At 57.4% G+C, this 26,288-nt stretch carries 19 protein-coding genes and 5 tRNA genes; 23 read left to right on the plus strand and 1 reads right to left on the minus strand.

Annotated elements, in window-relative coordinates; all coding sequences use genetic code 11:
- Positions 1–35 precede the first annotated feature (35 nt).
- The 21 genes from IV109_RS17335 to IV109_RS17435 all read left to right on the plus strand — a co-directional run bounded on the left by IV109_RS17335 (position 36) and on the right by IV109_RS17435 (position 22,076).
- Positions 36–845 (plus strand): uracil-DNA glycosylase, encoded by an 810-nt coding sequence (locus IV109_RS17335; protein WP_296699695.1) that lies wholly within the window; start codon positions 36–38, stop codon positions 843–845.
- Between the two features lie 65 nt (positions 846–910).
- Positions 911–996: transfer RNA gene (locus IV109_RS17340), tRNA-Tyr, on the plus strand.
- 78 nt (positions 997–1,074) lie between these two features.
- A tRNA-Gly gene (locus tag IV109_RS17345) sits at positions 1,075–1,148 on the plus strand.
- Positions 1,149–1,216: 68 nt separating this feature from the next.
- Positions 1,217–1,291 (plus strand) — tRNA-Thr (locus IV109_RS17350).
- A 97-nt stretch (positions 1,292–1,388) separates the two neighbouring features.
- Positions 1,389–2,579: an elongation factor Tu gene (tuf, locus tag IV109_RS17355; protein ID WP_296698071.1), complete on the plus strand. Its 1,191-nt coding sequence runs from the start codon at positions 1,389–1,391 to the stop codon at positions 2,577–2,579.
- Positions 2,580–2,590: 11 nt separating this feature from the next.
- Positions 2,591–2,666, plus strand: a tRNA-Trp gene (locus IV109_RS17360).
- A 109-nt stretch (positions 2,667–2,775) separates the two neighbouring features.
- Complete coding sequence (gene secE / locus IV109_RS17365; protein ID WP_296699698.1) at positions 2,776–3,159, plus strand: preprotein translocase subunit SecE; 384 nt, start codon at positions 2,776–2,778, stop codon at positions 3,157–3,159.
- Entirely contained in the window at positions 3,159–3,770 is a 612-nt protein-coding gene (gene nusG / locus IV109_RS17370) for a transcription termination/antitermination protein NusG (protein WP_296699700.1), read from the plus strand. The genes secE and nusG overlap by 1 nt, the downstream gene beginning before the upstream one ends.
- 131 nt (positions 3,771–3,901) lie before the next feature.
- Positions 3,902–4,333, plus strand: coding sequence for a 50S ribosomal protein L11 (gene rplK, locus IV109_RS17375; RefSeq protein WP_296699703.1), 432 nt, complete (start codon positions 3,902–3,904; stop codon positions 4,331–4,333).
- Complete coding sequence (rplA, locus tag IV109_RS17380; protein ID WP_296699711.1) at positions 4,334–5,029, plus strand: 50S ribosomal protein L1; 696 nt, start codon at positions 4,334–4,336, stop codon at positions 5,027–5,029.
- A 269-nt stretch (positions 5,030–5,298) separates the two neighbouring features.
- Entirely contained in the window at positions 5,299–5,823 is a 525-nt protein-coding gene (gene rplJ, locus IV109_RS17385; protein ID WP_296699714.1) for a 50S ribosomal protein L10, read from the plus strand.
- Positions 5,824–5,865: 42 nt separating this feature from the next.
- On the plus strand, positions 5,866–6,237 hold the full coding sequence (gene rplL / locus IV109_RS17390; protein ID WP_296699717.1) for a 50S ribosomal protein L7/L12: 372 nt from the start codon (positions 5,866–5,868) through the stop codon (positions 6,235–6,237).
- A gap of 289 nt (positions 6,238–6,526) precedes the next feature.
- Positions 6,527–10,639, plus strand: coding sequence for a DNA-directed RNA polymerase subunit beta (gene rpoB / locus IV109_RS17395; protein WP_296699720.1), 4,113 nt, complete (start codon positions 6,527–6,529; stop codon positions 10,637–10,639).
- A gap of 24 nt (positions 10,640–10,663) precedes the next feature.
- Positions 10,664–14,881, plus strand: coding sequence for a DNA-directed RNA polymerase subunit beta' (gene rpoC / locus IV109_RS17400; protein ID WP_296699723.1), 4,218 nt, complete (start codon positions 10,664–10,666; stop codon positions 14,879–14,881).
- Between the two features lie 115 nt (positions 14,882–14,996).
- Positions 14,997–15,557 (plus strand): LemA family protein, encoded by a 561-nt coding sequence (locus IV109_RS17405; protein WP_296699726.1) that lies wholly within the window; start codon positions 14,997–14,999, stop codon positions 15,555–15,557.
- 8 nt (positions 15,558–15,565) lie between these two features.
- The gene (rsmB, locus tag IV109_RS17410) at positions 15,566–16,891 is read left to right on the plus strand and encodes a 16S rRNA (cytosine(967)-C(5))-methyltransferase RsmB (RefSeq protein ID WP_296699729.1); all 1,326 of its coding nucleotides are present in this window, start codon (positions 15,566–15,568) and stop codon (positions 16,889–16,891) included.
- Positions 16,848–17,483, plus strand: a complete 636-nt coding sequence (locus IV109_RS17415) for a DUF4390 domain-containing protein (RefSeq protein ID WP_296699732.1) — start codon at positions 16,848–16,850, stop codon at positions 17,481–17,483. The genes rsmB and IV109_RS17415 overlap by 44 nt, the downstream gene beginning before the upstream one ends.
- Complete coding sequence (locus IV109_RS17420; RefSeq protein ID WP_296699735.1) at positions 17,480–19,771, plus strand: ATP-binding protein; 2,292 nt, start codon at positions 17,480–17,482, stop codon at positions 19,769–19,771. Before IV109_RS17415 ends, IV109_RS17420 begins: the two co-directional genes overlap by 4 nt.
- Before the next feature lie 37 nt (positions 19,772–19,808).
- A complete protein-coding gene (locus tag IV109_RS17425; protein WP_296699737.1) occupies positions 19,809–20,486 on the plus strand; it encodes a response regulator in 678 nt (225 codons plus the stop codon).
- A gap of 48 nt (positions 20,487–20,534) precedes the next feature.
- Positions 20,535–20,610, plus strand: a tRNA-Phe gene (locus IV109_RS17430).
- 170 nt (positions 20,611–20,780) lie between these two features.
- Positions 20,781–22,076, plus strand: a complete 1,296-nt coding sequence (locus IV109_RS17435; protein ID WP_296699740.1) for an integrase arm-type DNA-binding domain-containing protein — start codon at positions 20,781–20,783, stop codon at positions 22,074–22,076.
- Positions 22,077–22,130: 54 nt separating this feature from the next.
- Here the strand turns inward: IV109_RS17435 and IV109_RS17440 are convergent, their stop codons facing one another.
- On the minus strand, positions 22,131–22,391 hold the full coding sequence (locus tag IV109_RS17440; RefSeq protein ID WP_296699744.1) for an AlpA family phage regulatory protein: 261 nt from the start codon (positions 22,389–22,391) through the stop codon (positions 22,131–22,133).
- A 164-nt stretch (positions 22,392–22,555) separates the two neighbouring features.
- Between IV109_RS17440 and IV109_RS17445 the strand changes: the two genes are divergently transcribed.
- Positions 22,556–23,557, plus strand: coding sequence for an ATP-binding protein (locus tag IV109_RS17445; protein WP_296699749.1), 1,002 nt, complete (start codon positions 22,556–22,558; stop codon positions 23,555–23,557).
- 27 nt (positions 23,558–23,584) lie between these two features.
- Positions 23,585–26,182, plus strand: coding sequence for a S8 family peptidase (locus tag IV109_RS17450; RefSeq protein ID WP_296699754.1), 2,598 nt, complete (start codon positions 23,585–23,587; stop codon positions 26,180–26,182).
- Positions 26,183–26,288 lie beyond the last annotated feature (106 nt).

Genomic DNA, 26,288 nt, shown 5'->3' on the forward strand with positions numbered 1-26,288 from the left:
GATTAGCGGATGCGCTATCCATTTCATAGTAAATAATGCCGACTGCACGAGGGTTTCAGGCTGATTTCGGGTTTGCTTTGCCGGAAGGTACGCCCCCGGCCGGTGTATCGCGGCATTTGACCGAGTGGGCACCCGAGAGGTGGTCGGTCGCGCAGGACTGGCGTCTTGTTGTCGATCGCTTTTTGGCCAGCGACCCGGCGCAGCGATTAGGGGCGTTCCTGCGCAGCCGTCTCAGTGACGGTGCCATCATCTACCCCCCCGAGCCATTTCGCGCCCTGGCATTGACGCCCCTGACCCAGGTCAAGGTGCTGATCCTGGGACAGGACCCTTATCATGGACCGGGTCAGGCCGAGGGCCTGGCTTTTTCTGTGGCGCCGGGCGTCAAGCCGCCGCCGTCCTTGCGCAATATTTTCAAGGAAATTGCTCGGGATCCCGAATTGGGATGCCGGCCATTTGTGGCGAGCGGCAATGGCTCTCTGGCATCCTGGGCGACTCAGGGCGTTTTGCTGCTCAATACCTGCTTGACGGTTGAAGATGGAAAGCCAGCCAGTCATGCGCAGCGCGGTTGGGAAGCGCTTACTGATGAGATAGTCAAGGCCGTAGGGGTAAAAAATAGTCCGGTCGTGTTTATGTTGTGGGGCGCCCATGCCCAAGCCAAGCAGGGCCTGATTAGGGCAGAAGGTCAGAAGGACGAAGCTGCAAAGGCGGGCCATCTGGTGCTGACGGCCAACCATCCATCGCCTTTGTCGGCGATGCGGCCACCAAAGCCATTCCTGGGGTGCGGTCATTTCGGACAGGCAAATGCCTATTTACGCCAGCACGGATGCGCGCCGATTGACTGGTGACGACAAGTTACGCATTCAAATTGTTCACTGGTCATATTTTCATGGCATAATCCGGGGTTCACCAAGGAGAGGTGGCCGAGTGGTTAATGGCAGCAGACTGTAAATCTGCCCTCTTACGAGTACGCTGGTTCGAATCCAGCCCTCTCCACCAGTGAATAGTTAGATGGCCGTTGAGGCATTGTGAAGATGTATGCGAAACGGCTCATGGTTGCTTGCAATGCAGGCCTGTGCGGGGTTCGTATAGTGGTAATACCTTAGCCTTCCAAGCTAAAGCGAGGAGTTCGATTCTCCTACCCCGCTCCACAGTTGATGTGCATGGTCGGTTGGTTGTAAAAGTTTTTGCTTGATCTGCCGGTTGGCAGGTTGGGTTGGCCCATTTGGCTCAGTGGCAGAGCACTCCCTTGGTAAGGGAGAGGTCCCGGGTCCGATTCCCGGAATGGGCACCAGTTTGGGTGTATTGATTGGGTGTGCTGGCTGGATGTTGGTGCTGATTGATACGCGATGATTTTGATTTGATGGTCCTTTACTTTTCGGAGTCTGAAAATGGGAAAAGAAAAATTCACACGTACCAAGCCCCACGTCAATGTGGGCACGATTGGTCACGTCGACCACGGTAAAACGACGCTGACAGCGGCCATCACCACGATCCTGGCGGCCAAGTTCGGCGGTCAGGCCAAGGCCTATGACCAGATCGACGCGGCTCCTGAAGAAAAAGCACGCGGCATTACCATCAACACCGCCCACGTCGAGTACGAAACGGCCAACCGCCACTACGCTCACGTCGACTGCCCCGGGCACGCCGACTATGTGAAGAACATGATCACCGGCGCAGCCCAGATGGACGGCGCCATTCTGGTCTGCTCCGCAGCTGACGGCCCCATGCCCCAGACCCGCGAGCACATCCTGCTGGCGCGCCAGGTCGGCGTGCCTTACATCATCGTGTTCCTGAACAAGTGCGACATGGTGGACGACGCCGAACTGCTCGAACTCGTTGAAATGGAAGTGCGCGAGCTCCTCGACAAATACGATTTCCCTGGTGACGACACCCCCATCATCCATGGCTCCGCCAAACTCGCCCTCGAAGGCGACAAAGGTCCCCTGGGTGAAGAAGCCATCATGAAGCTGGCGGATGCCCTGGACACCTACATCCCCCTGCCCGAGCGTGCAGTGGACGGTGCCTTCCTGATGCCTGTGGAAGACGTCTTCTCCATCTCTGGTCGTGGTACCGTGGTGACCGGTCGCGTTGAGCGCGGCATCGTCAAAGTCGGCGAAGAAATCGAAATCGTCGGTATCGCTGACACCCAGAAGACCACCTGCACCGGCGTGGAAATGTTCCGCAAGCTGCTGGACCAAGGTCAAGCGGGCGACAACGTCGGCATCCTGCTGCGCGGCACCAAGCGCGAAGACGTGCAGCGCGGCCAAGTGCTGTGCAAGCCCGGCTCCATCAAGCCCCACACCCACTTCACCGGTGAGATCTACGTTTTGTCGAAAGACGAAGGCGGCCGTCACACCCCGTTCTTCAACAACTACCGTCCCCAGTTCTACTTCCGTACCACGGACGTGACCGGAGCGATCGAGTTGCCAGAAGGCAAAGAGATGGTGATGCCTGGTGACAACGTGTCGATCACTGTGAAGCTGATCAACCCGATCGCCATGGAAGAAGGTCTGCGCTTCGCGATCCGCGAAGGCGGCAAGACTGTCGGCGCTGGTGTGGTTGCCAAAATCATCGCGTAATTGTTTTTTGTAGGGGCGTAGCTCAATTGGCAGAGCGTCGGTCTCCAAAACCGAAGGTTGATGGTTCGATTCCTTCCGCCCCTGCCACCTGATTCAGCCAAAAGGTGGATTTCCGGCCCGTCATGAGAATGACGGGCTTCAGCGTCTAAAGAGCGCTGTGTTTGATTTGAAGTAGAGAAAGCGCGAGATAGAGAAAATGGCAACCTCACAAGTTCAAACAGTCAGTACCGGTGCCGACAAGGCCAAGCTCGCAGCTGCTGCGGTATTGGTGGTTGTGGCGTTGGCGGCCTTTTATTTGCTGGGTAAGCAGGGGCAGCTTGTTCAGTGGGCTGCATTGCTGCTGGGTTTGACTGCGGCTGTGGCGCTGTTTTTTACGGCGGAGTCTGGAAAGGCGCTGTTTGCATTTGGTCGCGATTCGTGGCGAGAGGTCAAAAAAGTTGTTTGGCCGGCGCGAAAAGAGGCGATCCAGATGACGGCGTACGTGTTCGTCTTCGTGTTGGTGATGGCCCTGTTCCTCTGGCTGACTGACAAGACGCTTGAGTGGCTGTTTTATGACTTGATTCTGGGGTGGAAAAAATAATGAATGATGTTGTAGAAACCCCTTCGTCTGATACGCCTCCTGCCCCTGCGCAGGTTTTGGCGACTGCGCCGAGCAATCCTGATTTGCGTTGGTATGTTGTTCACGCCTACTCGGGTATGGAGAAGGCGGTTGAGCGGAACATCATTGAGCGCATCAATCGTGCTGGTATGCAGGACAAGTTTGGCCGAATTCTGGTTCCGATGGAGGAAGTTGTCGAAATCAAGAATGGCCAGAAGAAGACGACCGAGCGAAAGTTTTTCCCGGGTTATGTGCTGGTCGAAATGATCATGGACGATGACACCTGGCACCTAGTCAAGCACACCAACAAGGTGACTGGTTTTGTTGGTGGGGCGAAAAATCGCCCGGCTCCGATTTCGGAGGCGGAGGTCATGAAGATCGTCAACCAGATGCAGGAAGGCACCGAGAAGCCGCGTCACAAAGTTGAGTTTGTGGTGGGTGAGTTTGTTCGCGTCAAGGAAGGCCCGTTCACTGATTTCAATGGATCGGTGGAAGACGTCAATTACGAAAAGAGCAAGGTTCGTGTGGCGGTCACCATTTTTGGTCGTTCCACGCCTGTGGAGTTGGAGTTTTCTCAGATCGAGAAAACCTGATTTAGGTTTTTGGTATTCCGCGCTTTTCGACTCGGCGCGGAATTGGATAGTGAGTCGTTAACCCCGGGGAGCCTGGGCCTGTTTATTTGAAAGCAGGATCCGGGCGCTATCACCCGTAAGGAGAAAAAAGCATGGCGAAAAAAATCGTCGGTTTTGTCAAGCTGCAAGTGCCAGCTGGTAAGGCCAACCCATCCCCCCCCATCGGTCCCGCATTGGGTCAACGTGGCTTGAATATCATGGAGTTCTGCAAGGCGTTTAACGCGCAGACCCAGGGTATTGAGCCAGGTCTGCCTTTGCCGGTGGTTATCACCGCCTTTGCGGACAAGAGCTTTACCTTCATCATCAAATCGCCCCCATCGTCGATTCTGATCAAGAAGGCTGTGAAGATCGACAAGGGTTCGGCGACGCCGCACACCGCCAAGGTTGGCAAGATCACGCGTGCCCAGCTCGAAGAGATCGCCAAGACCAAAATGAAAGATTTGACCGCCGCCGATATGGATGCGGCCGTTCGTACCATCGCCGGCTCTGCCCGCTCGATGGGCGTGAATGTGGAGGGTGTTTAAATGACCCAGCTCACCAAAAAACAAAAGTCCTTCCAAGGCAAGGTTGATAGCAACAAGCTGTACCCCCTGGCAGATGCTCTCGGTATCGTCAAAGAATGTGCCAATGCCAAATTTGATGAATCCATCGATGTGGCTGTGCAACTTGGCATTGACCCGAAGAAATCGGATCAGGTAGTGCGGGGTGCCGTGGTGTTGCCCAATGGCACAGGCAAGACCAAGCGCGTCGCCGTGTTTGCGCAAGGTGCCAAGGCGGAAGAAGCCAAGGCTGCTGGTGCGGACGTGGTTGGTATGGATGATCTGGCTGCCATGATCAAGGCTGGCGATATGCCCTTTGACATCGTGATCGCCGCCCCTGACGCCATGCGTATTGTGGGTACCCTGGGCCAGATTCTGGGTCCACGCGGTTTGATGCCTAACCCCAAGGTTGGTACTGTGACGCCTGACGTTGCGACAGCAGTGAAGAATGCCAAGGCGGGTCAGGTTCAGTTCCGCGTCGACAAGGCCGGCATCGTGCACTCCACGATTGGTCGTCGTTCGTTCGATACCGACAAGTTGCAGGGTAACCTGGCTGTTCTCGTGGATGCCTTGACCAAGGCCAAGCCAGCGACCAGCAAGGGTCTGTATTTGCGCAAAGTAGCAGTTTCGTCAACGATGGGTGTGGGTGTCCGTGTGGACATGCAAACCATCGGCGCGTAATTGTAGAAATTCCGGTCATCTGAGAGGATGACCTGATGTGGTGGGCTGTTCACGCAGAAATGTGCGAGCAGGCCATCCAAGACCGTTGGTGTGCAAGCTGCAGCGATGCGGTCAAGCACTTAATCATCGGGTATCGGGCCTGTCCCGGCACCCCGCCAACGCAGATGGCGATCCCGCTGCAGATGGAATCAGTTCCGAAACAGTTGGTCGCTGCAATGTGGCGTGTTTGAAGGCAATTTGCCGACGAGCACATTTTGAAGGAGTAGACCTTGAGTCTTAATCGCAGTGAGAAAGAAGCGGTCATCAGTGATGTGACTGGCCTCGCCGCAAAAGCTCAAACGCTCGTGATGGCGGAATACCGCGGAATCACGGTCGCTGATATGACCAAATTGCGTTCCACCGCACGCAGCAATGGTGTGAGTCTGAGTGTGTTGAAAAACACCCTGGCTCGCCGTGCTGTCAGTGGTAGCGGATTTGAAGTTGTGTCCGACCTGATGACCGGTCCGCTGATCTATAGCTTCTCTGAAGATGCAGTGGCTGCCGCGCGAGTGGTGGCTGACTTTGCGAAAACCAACGACAAGCTGGTGATTCGCGGTGGTGCATACGGTGGAAAAGCTCTGGACGTGAACGGCGTGAAGCAATTGGCAAGTATCCCTTCCAAGGAAGTGTTGCTGGCGCAGTTGCTGGGCTTGATGCAATCCCCGATTTCCCGCACGGCACGTGTGCTTGCGGCAATCGCAGAGAAAAAAGGCGCAGGCGCGACAGAAGCACCCGCTGAGGCAGTCGCGGCCTGATCGCCCGCTGCTTGTTGTAACCAATATTGTTAGGAAATAAAAATGGCATTCGATAAAGACGCATTTTTGACCGCGCTGGACAGCATGACGGTCATGGAACTCAACGACCTGGTGAAAGCCATCGAAGAGAAATTTGGCGTGAGCGCTGCAGCGATGTCTGCACCTGCAGCGGGTGGCGCTGCCGCCGCTGTGGCTGAAGAGAAGACCGAATTCAACGTGGTTCTGCTTGACGCAGGTGCCGCCAAGGTCTCCGTCATCAAGGCCGTGCGCGAAATCACGGGTCTGGGCCTCAAAGAAGCCAAGGACCTGGTTGACGGCGCTCCGAAGAACGTCAAGGAAGGCATCTCCAAGGCTGACGCCGATGCTGCCTTGAAGAAGCTGATTGAAGCCGGTGCAAAGGCCGAACTCAAGTAATTGAGTTCGTCAAAAAGGCTGGGTGCTCCCAAAGAGCTCCCAGCCTTTGGCGCTTGTAAGAGCGCACTGAAAAACGACCCTTTGGACGTTTTCGGGTGGCCCGAAGTGCCACCCAAAAGCCTAAAGGGGTTTTTCAGTGTCTTCTGACCCCGACTGCAGAAGATGCCTTGGTTCGGGTCACACGCAATGTGTGACCGTCCGCCAATGATTGGTAGTGGCCAATCACCAAGAAATGACACACCAGTCGCCTAGGACCCCCAGGATTCCTTAGTCTTTGCCCGGAGATCTCATGGCTTACACATACACAGAACGCAAGCGAATTCGCAAAAATTTCGGCAATCGCGACAGCGTGCTCGAAATTCCTTACCTGCTTCAGATGCAAAAAGATGCCTACACGGCGTTCTTGCAGGCAGATGTCGCGCCGAAGAAGCGGACCATAGAGGGCCTTCAAGCTGCTTTTGACGCGGCTTTCCCCATTGTTTCCCACAATGGCTTTGTCGAGATGAAGTATCTCGAATACAGCTTGGCCAAGCCTGCTTTTGATGTACGCGAATGCCAGACACGTGGCTTGACGTTTGCCTCGGCTGTTCGTGCCAAGGTGCAACTGATCATTTATGACCGCGAATCTTCGACCTCGCAGAACAAGGTGGTCAAGGAAGTCAAAGAGCAGGAAGTCTATATGGGCGAAGTGCCCCTGATGACCGGCAAGGGCTCCTTCATCATCAATGGCACTGAGCGCGTGATCGTCTCCCAGTTGCACCGTTCGCCCGGTGTGTTCTTTGAACACGACAAGGGCAAGACGCACAGTTCGGGCAAGTTGCTGTTCTCGGCTCGAATCATTCCTTACCGTGGTTCATGGCTCGACTTCGAGTTCGACCCCAAGGACATCTTGTATTTCCGCGTGGACCGTCGTCGCAAGATGCCCGTCACGATTCTGCTCAAGGCCATTGGTCTGAACCACGAGTCCATTCTCGCCAACTTCTTCGTCAATGACAATTTCCGTCTGATGGACAGTGGCGCCCAGATGGAGTTTGTGGCGGAGCGCCTGCGCGGTGAAGTGGCTCGTTTCGATGTCACCGACAAGAGCGGCAAGGTTGTTGTGGCCAAGGACAAGCGCGTGACAGCACGCCATACCCGTGAGCTGGAGCAGTCCGGAACCACCCATATCACCGTGCCGGAAGATTTTCTGGTTGGCCGCGTCGTTGCCCGCAACATTGTTGAAGCCGATACCGGTGAAATCATTGCCAAAGCCAATGAAGAGCTTACCGAGGCACTGCTCAAGAAGTTGCGCTTGGCCGGTGTGCAAGACCTGCCTTGCATTTACACCAATGAACTCGATCAGGGTGCGTACATTTCGCAAACATTGCGCAGTGACGAAACCGTGGACGAGTTCGCAGCGCGTGTGGCCATCTACCGCATGATGCGCCCCGGTGAGCCACCCACAGAAGATGCCGTGCAGGCACTGTTCCAGCGCTTGTTCTACAACCCTGACACCTACGACCTGTCGCGTGTCGGCCGCATGAAGTTCAATGCCAAGATGGGGCGTGCCGAATCGACCGGTCCCATGGTGCTGACCAATGAAGACATCCTGGCTGTGGTCAAGATCCTAGTCGACCTGCGCAATGGCCGCGGCGAAGTGGACGACATTGATCACCTAGGTAACCGCCGTGTGCGCTGTGTGGGTGAGTTGGCCGAGAACCAGTACCGTACTGGTTTGGCTCGTATCGAGAAGGCTGTGAAAGAGCGTCTGGGTCAGGCCGAGCAGGACCCATTGATGCCACACGACTTGATCAACAGCAAGCCCATTTCCGCTGCGTTGAAAGAGTTCTTCGGCGCATCGCAGTTGTCGCAGTTCATGGATCAGACCAATCCTCTGTCCGAGATCACCCACAAGCGCCGTGTTTCGGCACTTGGCCCAGGTGGTTTGACGCGTGAGCGCGCCGGCTTTGAGGTGCGTGACGTGCACGTGACCCATTACGGTCGTGTTTGCCCGATTGAGACGCCCGAGGGTCCAAACATCGGTCTGATCAACTCCCTGGCTTTGTATGCCCGCCTCAACGAATACGGTTTCATTGAAACGCCGTACCGTCGCGTGGTCGACAGCAAGGTGACGATGGACATCGACTACCTGTCTGCGATTGAAGAAGGCAAGTACGTCATTGCGCAGGCGAATGCGGCACTCGACAAAGAAGGCAAACTCACCGGTGAGTTGATTTCTGCGCGTGAAGCGGGCGAATCGATCATGGTCGGTGCCGAGCGTATCCAGTACATGGACGTGTCTCCGGCGCAGATCGTTTCGGTGGCTGCCTCTTTGGTGCCGTTCCTGGAGCACGATGACGCCAACCGCGCCTTGATGGGCGCCAACATGCAGCGTCAGGCGGTCCCGATCCTGCGTCCTGAAAAGGCGTTCGTTGGAACCGGTATCGAGCGCGTTTCCGCAGTCGACTCCGGAACCGTGGTTACCGCCACCCGTGGCGGTATCGTTGACTATGTGGATGCGACCCGTGTTGTGATCCGCGTCAACGATGCAGAAGCGCAGGCCGGCGAAGTCGGTGTAGATATCTACAACCTGATCAAGTACCAGCGTTCCAACCAGAACACCAACATTCACCAGCGCCCCATCATCAAGCGCGGCGACAAGCTGGCCAAGGGTGATGTGATCGCCGACGGCGCATCCACTGACTTGGGCGAACTCGCCTTGGGCCAGAATATGCTGGTGGCGTTCATGCCCTGGAATGGTTACAACTTCGAAGACTCGATTTTGATCAGTGAGCGCGTGGTTGCAGAAGACCGCTACACCTCCATTCACATCGAAGAACTGGTTGTGATGGCGCGTGACACCAAGCTGGGGTCTGAAGAAATCACCCGTGATATCCCGAACCTGAGCGAGCAGCAACTCAACCGTCTGGACGAGTCCGGCATCATTTACGTGGGTGCCGAAGTACAACCTGGCGATACGCTGGTGGGCAAAGTCACGCCTAAAGGCGAAACTACCCTGACGCCTGAAGAGAAACTGTTGCGCGCCATCTTCGGCGAAAAAGCCAGCGACGTGAAAGACACCTCCTTGCGTGTGGATCAGGGCTCGCAAGGGACCGTGATCGACGTGCAGGTGTTCACACGCGAAGGCATCGTGCGCGATCGCCGCGCCCAGCAGATCATTGACGACGAACTCAAGCGTTTCCGTCTGGATTTGAACGATCAGCTGCGCATTGTGGAAGCCGATGCGTTTGACCGGATCGAGAAACTATTGCTTGGCAAGGTTGCCAACGGTGGCCCGCAAAAGCTTGCCAAAGGCACCAAAATCGACAAGGCCTACCTGGCAGCGGTGGAAAAATTCCATTGGTTCGACATTCGTCCTGCTGAAGACGAAGTCGCGACTCAACTGGAGAGCATCAAGAATTCGCTGGAGCAGACCCGTCACAGCTTCGATCTCGCTTTTGAAGAAAAGCGCAAGAAGTTGACACAAGGTGACGAGTTGCCGGCTGGCGTGCTGAAGATGGTCAAGGTTTACCTGGCCGTCAAGCGCCGCCTGCAACCGGGTGACAAAATGGCCGGTCGTCACGGTAACAAGGGTGTGGTCTCCAAGATCGTTCCGGTTGAAGACATGCCTTATATGGCTGACGGCACACCGTGCGATATCGTGCTTAACCCACTGGGCGTGCCTTCGCGGATGAACGTCGGACAGGTGCTTGAAGTGCACTTGGGCTGGGCTGCCAAAGGCATTGGCCAGCGGATCGGCGATATGTTGCAGGCCGAATCGAAATTGGCTGACCTGCGCAAATTCCTCGACACGCTGTACAACGGCTCGGGCCGCAAGGAAGACATGTCCAAGCTGAGCGACGACGAAATCCTTGAGATGGCCGGCAATCTGGCCGCTGGTGCCACGTTTGCGACGCCCGTGTTCGATGGCGCTTCGGAAGAAGAGATCCGCGGCATGCTGAAACTGGCGTACCCGGACGATATCGTCAAGGCCAAGGGTCTGACGGCGGCACGTACACAGGCCAATCTGTTTGACGGTCGCAGCGGTGATCCGTTCGAACGTCCGACAACGGTCGGTTACATGCACGTGCTCAAACTTCACCACTTGGTTGACGACAAGATGCATGCCCGTTCCACCGGTCCCTACAGCCTCGTTACCCAGCAACCGCTGGGCGGCAAGGCTCAGTTCGGTGGCCAGCGTTTCGGCGAGATGGAGGTCTGGGCACTCGAGGCTTATGGCGCTGCCTACACGTTGCAGGAAATGCTCACCGTCAAGTCAGACGACGTGCAAGGCCGCACCAAGGTGTACGAAAGCATCGTCAAGGGCGAGCACTCGATCGAAGCCGGCATGCCGGAATCGTTCAATGTGCTGGTCAAGGAAATCCGCTCACTCGGTATTGATATCGAGCTGGAACGCAGCTAAGCACGGACAAGAAAAGGATTTAACATGAAATCATTACTCGACCTGTTCAAGCAGTTCACACCCGATGAGCATTTCGATGCCATCAAGATCGGTATGGCTTCTCCCGAGAAGATCCGTTCCTGGTCTTTCGGCGAAGTGAAGAAGCCGGAAACCATCAACTACCGTACTTTCAAGCCAGAGCGCGACGGTCTGTTTTGCGCCAAGATTTTTGGCCCTATCAAGGACTATGAATGCTTGTGCGGCAAGTACAAGCGTCTCAAGCATCGCGGTGTTATTTGCGAGAAGTGCGGCGTTGAAGTGACCCAGACCAAAGTGCGTCGTGAGCGCATGGGGCATATCGACCTGGCTGCGCCCTGCGCGCACATCTGGTTCCTGAAGTCGTTGCCGTCACGTTTGGGCCTGGTGCTCGACATGACTCTGCGTGACATCGAACGCGTGCTGTACTTTGAAGCCTATGTCGTCACTGATCCTGGCATGACGCCGCTGAAGAAATTCAGCATCATGTCGGAAGATGACTTCGATGCCAAGTTCAAGGAATACGGCGATGAGTTCCAGGCCAAGATGGGCGCGGAAGGCATCAAGGATTTGCTGCAAAGCATTGATATCGACGGATCGATCGAGAAACTCCGCAATGACCCAAGTGGTTCAGAGCTGAAGATCAAGAAGAACACCAAGCGTCTCAAGTTGCTTGAGGCATTCAAGAAATCCGGCATCAAGCCGGAGTGGATGGTGTTGGAGGTTCTGCCGGTATTGCCACCAGACCTGCGCCCACTGGTGCCGCTGGATGGCGGTCGTTTTGCCACCTCGGACCTGAACGATCTGTACCGTCGTGTGATCAACCGCAACAGCCGCCTGCGCCGTTTGCTGGAGTTGAAGGCGCCTGAAATCATTGCGCGCAATGAAAAGCGCATGCTGCAAGAAGCCGTGGACAGCTTGCTGGACAATGGTCGTCGCGGCAAAGCCATGACCGGCGCCAACAAGCGCGCGCTCAAGTCATTGGCCGACATGATCAAGGGTAAGAGTGGTCGTTTCCGCCAGAACTTGTTGGGCAAGCGCGTAGATTATTCTGGTCGCTCCGTGATTGTGGTGGGCCCAACGCTCAAGCTGCATCAGTGCGGTTTGCCCAAGCTGATGGCGCTTGAGTTGTTCAAGCCCTTCATCTTCGCGCGCCTCGAAGCCATGGGCATTGCCACCACCATCAAAGCCGCCAAGAAGGAAGTTGAATCCGGTACCCCGGTGGTGTGGGACATTCTTGAGGAGGTGATCAAAGAGCACCCCGTGATGCTGAACCGTGCGCCTACGCTGCACCGCCTGGGCATCCAGGCGTTCGAGCCCATCCTCATTGAAGGTAAAGCCATTCAGCTTCACCCGCTGGTTTGCGCTGCGTTCAACGCCGACTTTGACGGTGACCAGATGGCGGTTCACGTGCCTTTGTCTGTCGAAGCGCAGGTGGAATGCCGCACACTGATGCTGGCGTCCAACAATGTGCTGTTCCCATCCAATGGCGAGCCTTCTATCGTGCCGTCGCAAGACGTGGTGCTGGGCTTGTACTACACAACCCGCGATCGCATCAACGGCAAGGGTGAAGGACTGATTTTCTCCGACATCGGTGAAGTGCAGCGTGCGTTCGATGCGGGCGAGGTCGAGCTGACCGCGCGCATCAATGTGCGTCTGACGGAGTACACGAAAAACAAGGAGACCGGTGAATTGGTCCCTTCGACCAAGCTGTGGGAAACCACCGCAGGTCGTGCCCTGCTGTCAGAAATTTTGCCCAAGGGATTGCCCTTCTCGAACATCAACAAGGCGCTGAAGAAGAAGGAAATCTCCAAGCTCATCAACGTCTCGTTCCGCAAATGCGGTCTGAAAGAGACCGTGGTGTTTGCCGACAAACTCTTGCAGTATGGTTTCCGTCTGGCCACCAAGGCCGGTATCTCGATCTGTATCGACGACATGCTGGTGCCGACAGAAAAAGTCGGCATCATTGAGCGCGCCGAAAAAGAGGTCAAGGAAATTGCACAGCAGTACACCTCGGGTCTGGTGACTTCTGGCGAGCGCTACAACAAGGTGGTTGATATCTGGGGCAAGGCTGGCGACGAGGTCTCCAAGGTCATGATGGCCCAGCTGTCCAAAGAAACGGTCACTGATCGCCATGGCAAGCAGGTTCAGCAAGAGTCGTTCAATTCCATCTACATGATGGCCGACTCCGGCGCCCGTGGTTCTGCAGCGCAGATTCGCCAGGTGGCTGGTATGCGGGGTCTGATGGCCAAGCCCGATGGCTCCATCATTGAGACGCCTATCACGGCGAACTTCCGTGAAGGTCTGAACGTGTTGGAGTACTTCATTTCCACCCACGGTGCTCGTAAGGGTCTCGCGGATACGGCTTTGAAGACCGCCAACTCGGGTTACCTGACACGACGCCTGGTTGATGTGACGCAGGATCTGGTTGTCACCGAGCAGGACTGCGGTACGCACGGTGGCTACCTGATGCGCGCTATTGTTGAGGGCGGTGAGGTCATTGAATCCTTGCGTGACCGTATCCTGGGCCGCACCGCAGCGGACGACATTTTGCAGCCGGAAAATCGTTCTGTGCTGGCGAAGGCCGGCGAGTTGCTCGACGAAGACCTGATTGACGAACTCGAAGCCGCTGGCGTCGATGAAGTCAAGGTCCGTACTGCACTGACTTGCGAAACACGCTTCGGTATTTGCGCCAAGTGCTACGGCCGCGATCTGGGCCGCGGTGGTCTGGTGAACGGTGGTGAGGCTGTGGGTGTGATTGCTGCGCAGTCCATCGGTGAACCCGGCACGCAGCTGACCATGCGCACCTTCCACATCGGTGGTGCCGCATCGCGTGCCGCCATCGCCTCCAGCGTGGAAGCCAAGTCCAACGGTAACATCGGCTTCAACGCCACCATGCGTTATGTGACCAATGGCAAGAAGGAACTGGTGGTGATTTCCCGCTCCGGTGAAATCGTCATTCATGACGAGCATGGCCGTGAGCGCGAACGCCACAAGGTGCCTTACGGTGCCGTATTGGCAGTGAAGGCGGATCAGACCATCAAGTCGGGTGCCATCCTTGCCAACTGGGATCCGTTGACACGCCCCATCATTACCGAGTTTGCCGGTAAGGCCCACTTCGAAAATGTCGAAGAAGGTTTGACCGTGGCCAAGCAGGTGGACGAGGTGACGGGTCTGTCGACACTGGTCGTGATCGATCCGAAGCGCCGTGGTTCTGCCAAGGTCATTCGTCCTCAGGTCAAACTGATCGATGCTTCCGGCAACGAAGTGAAGATCCCTGGCACTGACCACTCGGTGACCATCGGCTTCCCGGTGGGTGCATTGGTTCAGGTGCGCGACGGACAGGATGTGGGCCCAGGCGAGGTGCTGGCCCGTATCCCCATCGAAGGTCAGAAGACCCGCGACATTACCGGCGGTTTGCCACGTGTTGCCGAGTTGTTCGAAGCCCGTTCACCCAAGGACAAGGGTGTGCTGGCCGAGATGACCGGTACCGTGTCGTTCGGCAAGGAAACCAAAGGCAAGATTCGTCTGCAAATCACGGATCCCGAAGGCGCCGTCTGGGAAGAGCTCGTGCCCAAGGAAAAGAACATCCTGGTGCACGAAGGCCAGGTCGTCAACAAGGGCGAGAGCGTGGTGGACGGCCCAGCCGATCCGCAGGACATCCTGCGTTTGCTCGGCTCGGAAGAGTTGGCTCGTTACATCGTTGACGAAGTGCAGGACGTGTACCGCTTGCAAGGCGTGAAGATCAACGACAAGCACATCGAAGTGATTGTTCGTCAGATGCTGCGCCGCGTGGTGGTGGAAAGCGCTGGCGATTCCCGTTACATCAATGGGGAACAAGTCGAGCGTTCAGAGATGCTCAACACCAACGACGCATTGCGTGCCGAAGGCAAGATTGCAGCGACTTACACCAATTTGTTGCTCGGTATCACCAAGGCTTCCTTGTCGACAGACAGCTTCATCAGCGCGGCCTCCTTCCAGGAGACTACCCGTGTTCTGACCGAGGCTGCCATCATGGGCAAGCGCGACGAATTGCGTGGTTTGAAGGAAAACGTGATTGTGGGCCGATTGATTCCTGCCGGTACCGGTCTGGCGTATCACGAAGCTCGCAAGGTCCGCGAGAACATGGACGATGCAGAGCGCCGGGCCATTGCCGAAGCCGAGGCCGTCGAATTGGCGGGTGACGCTGATGCCAGCCAGGCGAGCGAAGGAGCAGCAACCGAGTAATACTCGGCTTGCTATCTAATGAATAGCGCCCCAAAGCCTTTGCAAGAGGGCTTGGGGCGTTTTTCATTGTGAATATGGATAACTTCTGTTCATCTGATCCTGGAGAATTCTGGCAATGAGTGACTCCCTCATCGTTTGGTTTGCCATCGCACTGGCGCTGTTCTGGTCAGTGGGTGCCTACAACCGCCTCATGCGCCTTCGCTCCCAGAGCATTCTTGCGTTTGCGACCCTGGAGAATTTTTTCAACCAGTACGTCTCGTTGGTCAAGACCCATTTTGAGCAGGCCGATGCCGTTCATTTCGTGCCCGACCCCGACCGCGGAGATGATGAATTTGTGACGGCGTGGGCCGGACTTGCCGCTGCGGCTGAGCAATTCAATGCTTCTTTGAAAGTGGCCCACGTCCAGCCTTTGAATGGACCGACCATGAGTGCCCTGAAGACCGCGTATGAAACTCTGCATTTGTCATGGGTACGCCTTCGCGATCTGCCGCACGATCTTGCAGGCTCCGCGCTGCCGGTAGCGCTGCAATCGGAATGGGAGCATGTGGCGATGCAGGAAAAAGCAGCCCGTGCGGAATTCAACCGCCTGGTGGCGAGCTACAACGAAGGGATTGAACAGTTTCCGGCCATGTGGCTGGCGTGGGTCTTTGGATTCAAGCCGGCGCTGCCACTGTAGAGATGACGATGAATACCCACGAACCGCAAATTCCCTTGTGGCGACAGCTTCAGGCCGTCGCCGCCGTATTGATGGCCATCCGTTCGGGCGTATCGGGTACGGCCGCCCTGGCCAATGTGTCCGCTGATCTGCGACCCGGCGTTCAGGCGCTGGTCTTTCATGTTCTGCGTTCCTTGGGACGGGCCGAGGCCTTGCGCCAACTGCTTGCCGGTCGCGTTCCGCCGCCGCCCGCTGACGCCCTGTTGTGCGTCGCACTGGCGCTGGCGTGGCATGAGCAAGACGCACCTTATGAAGTGTTCACCCTCGTCAATCAGACCGTGGAGGCAGCCAAGAGAGGTTCTGCAACCAAGGCCCAGGCCAGCTTCATCAACGCGTGCTTGCGCCGCTTCCTGCGCGAGCGGGACGCGCTGGTTGCTTCGACTGACCCCAAGCCGGTTGCATTCTGGAATCATCCGAAGTGGTGGATTGACAGACTGCAGCGAGATTGGCCGCAACAGTGGCAGGCCATTCTGGCCGCCAACAACCGCCATGCTCCGATGACCTTGCGGGTGAACGCGCGGCGTTCCGGCGTATTGCCGTATCTGGGCCTTCTCCGGGAGGCGGGGCTCATGGCCGTTGCCGCGGGCGAGTGGGGCCTTACTTTGGCAAAGCCCCAGCCTGTGCAAGCCCTACCTGGTTTTGATGATGGTGTGGTCTCGGTGCAGGATGCCGCCGCGCAACTTGCCGCTCCGTTGTTGCTGTCGGGTTTACCGTCGGATGAGCCGCTGCGTGTGCTGGACGCCTGTGCCGCGCCAGGCGGCAAGACAGCGCATTTGCTGGAGTTGGCAAACTGCGAGGTCACTGCGCTGGACGTGGACCCATTGCGCTGCGAACGTATTCTCCAAACCCTCGCTCGGCTGGACCTGCAGGCCCGGGTGCTGACGGCTGATGCGGCCGACGTGTCCGTCTGGTGGGATGGGCGGCTTTTTGACGCTGTCTTGCTGGATGCGCCGTGTTCTGCATCGGGTATTGTGCGGCGCCATCCGGATGTGCGTTGGCTGCGCAGGGAAACCGATATCGCCCAGTTGGCACGGATTCAGGCGAAACTGCTCAAGGCCTTGTGGCCCGTGCTCCGCTCGGGTGGGCGGCTGTTGTATTGCACGTGCTCGGTTTTCAAGGCGGAGGGGGCAGATCAGATACAAACGTTTCTTGCGCACAACAAAGATGCCGTATTACTGCCTTCACCCGGCCATTTATTGCCCATTGGCGAGGCAAATGATGGCTGTGTCCCGGACAATTCAGTCGGTGACCATGACGGCTTTTATTACGCATTGCTTGAGAAACGCGCGGCTTGACCTGATCGGGCTGTTGGCCTGCGCCTGCTGGCTGGGGGTGCACCCCGAACTCGCGCATGCCGAAGCGTCCGTGACGGAGGTCTCCCAAGCGCAACTTGAGCGCACGGGCGACGCCATACTGTTGTCAGCAACCGTCAAATTTGAACTGTCGGCTGTGGTTGAGGATGCTCTGCTCAAGGGCATTCCCATGATTTTCGTGGCCGAAGCGGACGTGTTTCGCGAACGCTGGTACTGGACCAACAAGAAGGTGCTCAGCGCTGAGCGCCATATGCGGTTGGCCTACCAGCCGCTGACCCGTCGCTGGCGGCTCAATGTCGCGTCGGGGCTGATTACCAATGCCGCCATGGGTGTGGCCCTGAATCAGAATTTCGAGAACCTGTCGGATGCCTTGGCGGCCCTGAGGCGCATTTCGCGCTGGAAAATCGCTGATGCGTCGGACATCGAACCTGGACAACGTCACTTCGTTGAGTTTCGTTTCCGTCTTGACGTGGCGCAACTGCCGCGTCCCTTGCAGATTGGCACGCTGGGCCAGACTGACTGGAACATCGTGGCCTCCTCCAGCCAGCCTCTGTTGCTGGAGAGTGGCAAGTGAGTCTGGCGAAGGCCGCCGCTGAAGCGGCAATCCGTGGCGCTTCCAGCAACTCCCGTGCCCTGCGCTGGACGGTAGGTGCCGGGCTTGCTGCCATGGTGGCTGTCGGGCTGGTGTTGCTGTTCCTGCTGACGCAAGCCACCACCAACCGCGAGATGTATGAGCGTAACTACGCCCGCCTATTCGTGGTCAACGTCGTGGTGGCCGGTCTGCTGATGATTGTGATTGGCTGGATTGCCTATCGACTGATGATGCGGCTGCGGCAGGGTAAATTTGGCAGTCGCCTGTTGGTCAAGCTGGCCGCGATTTTTGCGCTGGCAGGCTTTGCTCCGGGGGTTTTGATCTATGTGGTGTCCTACCAGTTCGTCTCGCGCTCTATCGAAAGCTGGTTTGACGTCAAGGTGGAAGGGGCTTTGGAGGCCGGCCTCAATCTGGGGCGCGTCACGCTGGAGACCCTGTCGAAGGATCTGGCCAGCAATGCGCGTGCTGCGGCCTCGCAGTTGGCTGATGCGCAGGATGTCAGTGCCGCAGTGCCGCTGGAGCGGGTCCGTGAACAATTGGGTGCCACCGACCTGTTGTTGTGGAGTGCTTCTGGGCAACTGATCGCCGCGACAGGTCAATCCCGGTATCAACTCAATCCGGAGCGGCCAAGCCAGCAGCAGTTTCGCAGTGCGCGGTCGCAACGCTACGTCACCTGGATCGAAGGGCTTGATGATGCCGTGCCTGGCGTGGCCACGACTGCGCGAATCAAAGCGCTCGTCCTGGTGTCCAGCAACAGTCTGGGCTTACTCGGTGAGTCGCGTTTTTTGCTGGTGACGCAGGCATTGCCGCCCACGCTGGTGGCCAATGCCCTGGCCGTGACAGAGGCCAATCGCGAGTACCAGGAGCGGGCCCTGGCGCGTCAGGGCCTTCGCCGCATGTATATCGGTACCCTGACGCTTTGCCTGTTCCTGGCGGTGTTTGGCGCTGTGCTGCTGGCGGTGATACTGGGCAACCAGATTGTGCGTCCGCTGTTGCTGCTGGCCGATGGTGTGAGTCAGGTCGCCGCAGGTGATCTGACGCCCAAAGCATCTCTGCAGGGTAAGGACGAACTGGGCGGTTTGACCCGGTCGTTTGCCCAGATGACGCAGCAACTGGCCGATGCGCGTCATGCCGTGCAGACCAGCATGGAGCAAGTCAATGCGGCGCGTGCCAATTTGCAGACCATCCTTGATAACCTTACGGCTGGCGTCATGGTGCTGGATGCACAGGGCGTCATTCTGTCGTCCAATCCAGGTGCTACCCGCATTCTTCGTGTGCCCCTGGCGGCCCACGAAGGCCATCGCCTCGCCGAGATTGAAGGTTTGCAGACATTTGGCGAAAACGTCCAGAAACAATTCGATTCATTTTTTACTGCACGCGACGAACACGGCCTGGAGCATTGGCAACAATCCTTCGAGCTTGGCAATGCTGCTTCAGGGCTGGCGGGCAGGCAGGCAGAGAATGTGGTGAGTCTGGTGGCGCGTGGGGCGGAACTGCCGGGTGCGGCGCGACTTCTGGTGTTTGATGACATCTCTGAAATCGTCTCCGCACAGCGCTCACAGGCCTGGGGTGAGGTTGCCCGACGGCTGGCGCATGAGATCAAGAATCCTTTGACGCCCATCCAGCTGTCAGCCGAACGGCTGGAGATGAAGCTCACAGGCAAGGTGGCACCACCCGAGCAGGCCATCCTGACCAAATCGGTCAAGACGATTGTGGACCAGGTGGACGCCATGAAGCGTCTTGTCAATGAATTCCGGGATTACGCCCGACTGCCGGCGGCCGAGCTGAAGCCGGTTGATTTGAATGCACTGGTTGTGGAAGTTATGCAGCTGTATGCGAGCGAAACTGCCGACGTACCCGTGCAGATGGAGTTGGACCCGCGCTGCCCCAATGTCATGGGAGATGCCCAGCAGTTGCGCCAGGTCATGCACAACCTGCTCCAGAATGCGCAGGATGCAACGGAGGCCGCATGCGCCAGTGATGATGAGCGAGGGGTAACGATCAAGACCCAGTGGCAGGAGGCCTCCCGGCGAGTTCGCCTGAGTGTGCTGGATTGCGGTGCTGGCTTCCCCGAACACATACTCAAACGAGCGTTTGAACCTTATGTCACAACCAAAGTGAAGGGTACAGGGCTTGGATTGGCCGTTGTCAAAAAGATTGCCGACGAGCATGGTTCCCGGGTTGATATTGCCAACCGTCTGGCAGACGGCAAAGTGGTCGGTGCGCAAGTGTCGTTATCATTCGCCATTGAGAACGTTGTGCCGGTTTAGCCGGGCAACACAGCATACCCGAGGGACGAGACAAATCATGGCAAACATTTTGGTGGTCGACGACGAGCTGGGCATCCGCGACCTGTTGTGGGAAATTTTGAATGACGAAGGCCACAACGTTGAAGTAGCTGAAAACGCCGCGCAAGCCCGCGCCGCCCGTCTGCGTGATCGCCCGGACCTGGTTTTGCTGGATATCTGGATGCCGGATACCGATGGGGTGACACTTCTCAAGGAATGGTCGACCACCGGCGCATTGACCATGCCCGTCATCATGATGAGCGGGCACGCCACCATTGACACAGCCGTCGAAGCCACAAAAATTGGAGCGCTGGCGTTTCTTGAAAAGCCGATTACGCTGCAAAAGTTGCTCAAAGCCGTCGAGCAGGCCTTGGCACGGGGCACCCAACGCAAGGCTGTGGCACCCTTGATGGCGTCGATTGCCGCGACAGAGGTGGATATAGCTGTCACCGTGGCCCCGTCGGGTGCGGTCGTGGTCGAGACGGGTCCTTTGTCCCAGCAAAGCTTCATGCTGGACAAGCCTTTGCGCGAGTCCCGGGACGAGTTTGAAAAGGCGTATTTTGAATACCACCTGGCCAAAGAAAACGGCTCCATGACCCGCGTGGCAGAGAAGACGGGGCTTGAGCGCACGCACCTCTACCGCAAGTTGAAACAACTGGGGGTTGACTTGACAAGAGGCAAACGCGGCTTGACCTGACAGTGCGTTTTCGAAAGCCCAAGAGATGCTGCTATAATTTGCGGCTCAGGCCCGGTAGCTCAGTCGGTAGAGCAGAGGATTGAAAATCCTTGTGTCGGTGGTTCGATTCCGCCCCAGGCCACCATCTTTTCTTCTCAAACGATCCCAAGTTAGCTCAGAGTCCTTGTAAATCAAGGACTTAGCCTGAAAAGGCGGCTCAAGCGGTATCGTTTGATTCCACAACGTCCCGTTCTTGCGTGTACCCAACGGTGTACCCCAGACTGCTGTTTTTCATCAGTCTATTTTGGGTACACCATGGGACAACTCAACGATCTCCAGATCAGGGCGGCGCAGTCGCTCGATAAAGAATATTTGCTTGCGGACGGAGAGGGTTTGTACCTTCGCGTGCGACCAACCGCCAAGGTCTGGGTTTACCGTTACAAGCAGCAGGGCAAGGAAGCCAAGCTGAGCCTTGGACACTATCCTGTCGTATCACTGGTGACGGCGCGCAAGAAGGCGCGTGCTGAAGCTGAAAAGCGAGCTGGTGGCGTTGACCCAAGGGAAGCGCGCCGTGAGGACGAGGAGCGTGATCGTGTCGCCCGGCTTAACACCTTTGAACTCTTGGCGCGTGCATGGCATGGCCAGGCGAAAAAAGACCGGCAGTGGTCTGCCGGTTATGCTGAAAAGGTGATCCGGCATCTGGAACTGCACATTTTTCCCTGGATTGGTCACTTGGCGGTGGAAGCCATCAAGCCCACCGAACTTGTTCGCTGCCTGCACCGCATCAAGGAGCGTGGCAACCTTGAGACCGCACAGCGCGTGCGCGAGGCCGTACAGCACGTGTACCAGTATTCTGTCGATAACGGAACGCTGGAGCCCGCCCGGAATTTCGTCAATGCCCGTACAGCGGGCCTCCCGTCGCCGCGCAGCCGACATTACGCGGCCATTACTGATCCCAAGCAACTGGGACAGCTACTGCGCGATATCCAGGCTTACAAGGGCAATGTTCTGACGCGCGCCGCGCTGCAACTGTCCCCCATGCTGTTCCAGCGGCCCGGGCAACTGCGGCTGGCCCATTGGGAAGACATCAGCTTTGAGCATGAGATATGGCGCTGCCCGCCTGAGAAGATGAAGCTGCGGGAGTGGCAGAAGCGTGACAGCCGGACACCGACCCATCTGGTGCCGCTGCCACGGCAAGCGTTGGAGATTCTTCAGGACATTCAGCCGCTGACGGGGCCGACCGGCCCGATTTTTCGCAGCATGGCGAAGCGCTCGGAGGCGACGCGGTACATGAGCGACAACACGATCAATAGCGCGCTGCGCACGCTCGGTTACGACACGAAGGAACAGATCACAGGGCACGGCTTTCGGGCGACCGCCCGGACAATGATCCGGGAATACCTGGGTTGGGACCGGGATGTCATCGAAAGGCACCTTGCCCACGTCTCCGACGAAGAACTGGGCGGCAGCTATGACCGGACTACGTTCTTGGCGCAGCGGCGCGAGATGGTGCAGCTGTGGGCGGATTTTCTGGATGATCTTGCGAAGGGCAAGGAACCTGTCCTGGCTGACGAGGTGCGCCATTTGAAAGAAAAGAGGCGCGCAACCTGATCATTGACGCTGCAGCGGCCTTTGATGAGGTCGGTCGCAGGCGTGCTGCCCGCCTCAGTTTTGTAAAGCTGATGTTCGATATTTTTCGGGATTGTCGATCCACAGCTGCAATGAGGAGCAGGGCCAGGCGGAGGCCCGCCCACCCAGGTGGACGGGTGCCGGGAAGCGGCCTTCAGCAATGCGTCGATAGATCGTTGACCGGCTGAGCGCCGAAATGCGCATCACATCGCGCAAGCGGTAGAAGGCTGGTGCGGGTGAGGGATTCGCTACGACAACACGGTTGATGGGCAGGGCTGGGAAGATATGGTGATGCATGGCATGTCCTGATTCGTCGATGCCAGAAGGGTGCCGCAGAGTTCTTGCTGCGAGAACCCAGCGGAGCGTAGATTGGCGTTGCGCAGCGGATGATGGCAGTAGCTGTTTCTGCGTCGCAGGGTTGGGTTTACGTACGCCAGTGTGAGAAGATGGCGGAAAGGCACATGAATTCGATATTGAGAGGTGGAGATATGTCACGAGCGGACCTCATAGTCAGTCTCGTCAAAGCGGGAAGTCAGGGCGATCAGCAGCTGTTGCGAACAACAGTGGAGGCGATGGCGGCGGAAGAGCGCGCAAAGCATCACCATCAGCTTGCCGACAAGCTCGAAGAAAACCTGCGGGCCGTCAATGGACGCTCACGTACGACCGAGGTCGTCCGTTCATTTGATGGTGGCCACGGCGGCTTGCTGTATGAGGTGGAGCCGCGCCGCGCTCTCGAAGCGTTGTTCTTGGATGCTGCTTCACTTGCGGCATGCCGCGAATTGGTGGAAGAGCAGCATCGCAAGGATATCCTTCGCTCTTATGGGCTGGAGCCAAGGCACCGTGTCCTGCTGTCCGGCCCTCCGGGCAACGGTAAGACTTCTCTTGCCGAAGCGATCGCCGCTCAGTTGCTCGTCCCTCTCTTTGTCGTACGGTATGAGGCGGTCATTGGCAGTTTTCTGGGCGAGACCAGCGGACGGCTGAAGAAGCTGTTCGACTTCGTCCGCACGCATCAATGCGTTTTATTCTTCGACGAATTCGACACGCTTGGCAAGGAGCGTGGCGACGTCCATGAAACCGGTGAGATCAAGCGCGTTGTCAGTTCGCTGCTGCTGCAGATCGATGCCCTGCCCAGCCATGTCGTGGTTGTGACCGCAACCAATCATGCCGAACTGCTGGACCGGGCGGTGTGGCGGCGGTTCCAATTGCGGCTTTCACTGCCGGCACCGACACTTGCGCAGAAGGAAGAATGGTTCACGCGCTTTCAGGCTCGTCTGGAAGGGCCGCTTGGATTTTCGCCCAAAACCCTGGCCACCAAGATTCAAGCCTCCAGTTTTTCGGACTTGGAGCAGTTTTGCGAAGATATTCAGCGACGCTATGTGCTGTCGCTCCCCGATGCGAACCTGAAGCGCATCGTGGCGGAAAGGCTCAAGCAATGGCAGACTCGATTCACCATTAGCCAATAACAAGCGACAACCAGGGATGATCAACGGATGGCAACAGGAAATTTCCCACTTCTATTTTTTCCAGAACCTACACCCGCTGATCGAAACTCCCTAGGAGGAGGTGGGGGCTCTGTCCATATCCCGGATATTGCACGCCAGCGTGCCCGAATTGCACCGCAGCTCACCGTACTGCAACAGGCGTTTGACGCACAGCGCCTGAAGCTGCAGCAGGCGGCGCCGATGGAGAACCCCGAGCTGATCCTGGTTCTGGAGGTGGCGGGCACGGTGGAGGAGTTTGCCAAGGCCGTTGTCAAGATACCTGGACTGGAATGGCTAGTTGAGTGGGCCGAGGACCAGATTGAGCCGGATGACGATTTTTACATCCAAGGCAAGGAAGAAAAGTCATTCTCGGGGCGCTTGTTTCTGTTGGGAAGCAACCAGGAGGCGCTCTCGCAGTTGCTGGCGCTCTGGACCCGTTACCAGAATGACCCCACAGCGCAGTTCGAGCGCGGACTGAACAAGTTTCGTAACCTGTTTGGGCAATTACGCAACATCCGCCATTGGAGCATGGCGGACCGTATCGATGTCGACGTTCGTCAGTATTGGCAGGATTGCATCGATGATGGCCTGCAGGACATCCGCTTCGAAATCGAAGCATGGTATTTCGCGTCGCAGTTGAAGAACGACAAGGCCCATGAAGAGATTCAAGCCCTTGTCCATGGGCTTGGGGGACAGGTTCTGCGTCGCGCGCTGATTGGCGAAATTGCCTATCACGGGTTTCTTGTGGAACTGCCCATGCAGGCAGTTGCTGGTGTAATGGCAGGTGAAACGCCCGAACTGGTGTTGTCTGACCGCATCATGTTCTTCCGCCCAAAAGCGCAGTCGATCACTGACGGCGTGAACGAGGCCGATGTACTGCCCCAAGCGCCAGCAGCGGGCGTCTCAGACCGACTGCCGATTGTGGCGCTGCTCGATGGGTTGCCATTGCAGAACCACGCACAGCTGCAAGGGCGGTTGTTAGTGGATGACCCGGATGGTTGGGAGGGAAACTACGCCGCCAAGGACCGAGTACACGGTACTGCGATGGCTTCACTAATCCTGCATGGTGAGCTGGACGGAGCTGCCGAGCCCCTACGCCACCGCCTCTATGTGCGCCCAGTCCTGCGTCCCGATGCAAATGACAACTTCAACGCCCGCCGGCGCGAACATACACCGGACGATGTATTGCTGATCGACTTGATTCACCGAGCTGTCAAGCGGATCTGCGAAGGCGAAGGCCAGGAGCCCGCAGTGGCACCGTCGGTGCGTGTTATCAACTTGTCGATCGGTGACGAGGCGCGCTTATTCGAACGCCAGATGTCGCCGTGGGCGCGACTGCTGGATTGGCTGTCGTTCCGGTATTCCGTGCTCTTCATCGTCAGCGCGGGCAACGACATGCGGCCGCTCAGTCTCGATACACCAAGCGGTACCCTAGATGGACTGACTGCGGAGCAGCGATCTGCGTTGGCATTCACGGCGATGACCACCGAACACATCGAGCGGCGCCTGCTGGCTCCTGCAGAGGCGCTGAATGTGCTGACCGTCGGCGCCTTGCACGCCGATCAGGCAAATCCGCCCGTGGTTCCAGGACGGTTCGATCTCTTCGCGGCTGGCGGGCTCAGTCCGTTGTCGCGCGTCGGCCATGGTTTCCGTCGAGCCATCAAACCGGACATCCTGATGCCAGGAGGACGTGTGCTTTATCGTGCCAGGATGCAGTCCGATCCGGTTAGCAGTGTGCTGGATGTTGTTACGTCGGGAGCTGCGCCTGGTCATCGCGTGGCAGTGCCGCCCCTGCAAGGGGAAACTCTGGGCGCGACTGCGTACACCCGCGGCACCAGTAACGCCGCTGCTCTCGCCAGCCGTGCGGCTGTACAAGCCTATGACATGCTCGAATTGCTGCGTGCCGAGGCGCAAGATGCACCGGGAGCGATGTACGACGCCGTGCTGCTCAAAGCATTGTTGATTCATGGTGCGCAATGGGGTGACTGGCCTGAGCGGCTCCTGGCCGAGCATCCAGAAATCCAGGCCATTACCAATGGTGCGGCGAGGCGTGCAGCCCAGAAGGATCTGGTGACGCGATGGTTGGGGTACGGCCCCGTTGATGTCGAGCGTGCAATTACCTGTGCGTCCGAGCGCGCAACATTGCTCGGTGTGGGAGAGTTGGGTGCGGACGAAGCCTTTGTGTTTTCTGCGCCTTTACCGCCGACATTGGCCGGCAAGATTGCATGGCGTCGTTTGACAGTGACGTTGGCATGGATGACGCCAATCAATTGCTCACACCAAGGATACCGCCGCGCCAAACTTTGGATGACGCCGCCGCAAGATCAACTTCGAATCAAACGCGCCAATAGCGTACATGACAAAGCGGCGCTACGAGGCTCCGTGCAGCACGAAATACTTGAAGGTCAGGATGCGGTCGCATTCGTTGACGGCAATCGGTTTGAGTGCAAAGTGAACTGCACCGCTGACGCAGGTGATTTGATCGGCAAGGTTAGATTTGCGGTCTGCGTGTCCTTGGAAGTTGGTGTCGGCTCGGGTATTCCTGTGTACCAAGAGATACGCGACAGGATCCGGCCACCCGTCATCATTCAGCCCGTTGCTGGGTAAAGTGGGATTTGGCCGCTTCAGCCAAAGTTTCGATGGGATGATTTTGATACGCCAAATCGGAGCTGGCTTCGCGCTTTCTTGCGCACGGCGCGTTTGCCACACCGAT

Source organism: Rhodoferax sp. (assembly GCF_018780565.1).
In the GTDB taxonomy this organism is placed as follows: domain Bacteria; phylum Pseudomonadota; class Gammaproteobacteria; order Burkholderiales; family Burkholderiaceae_C; genus Rhodoferax.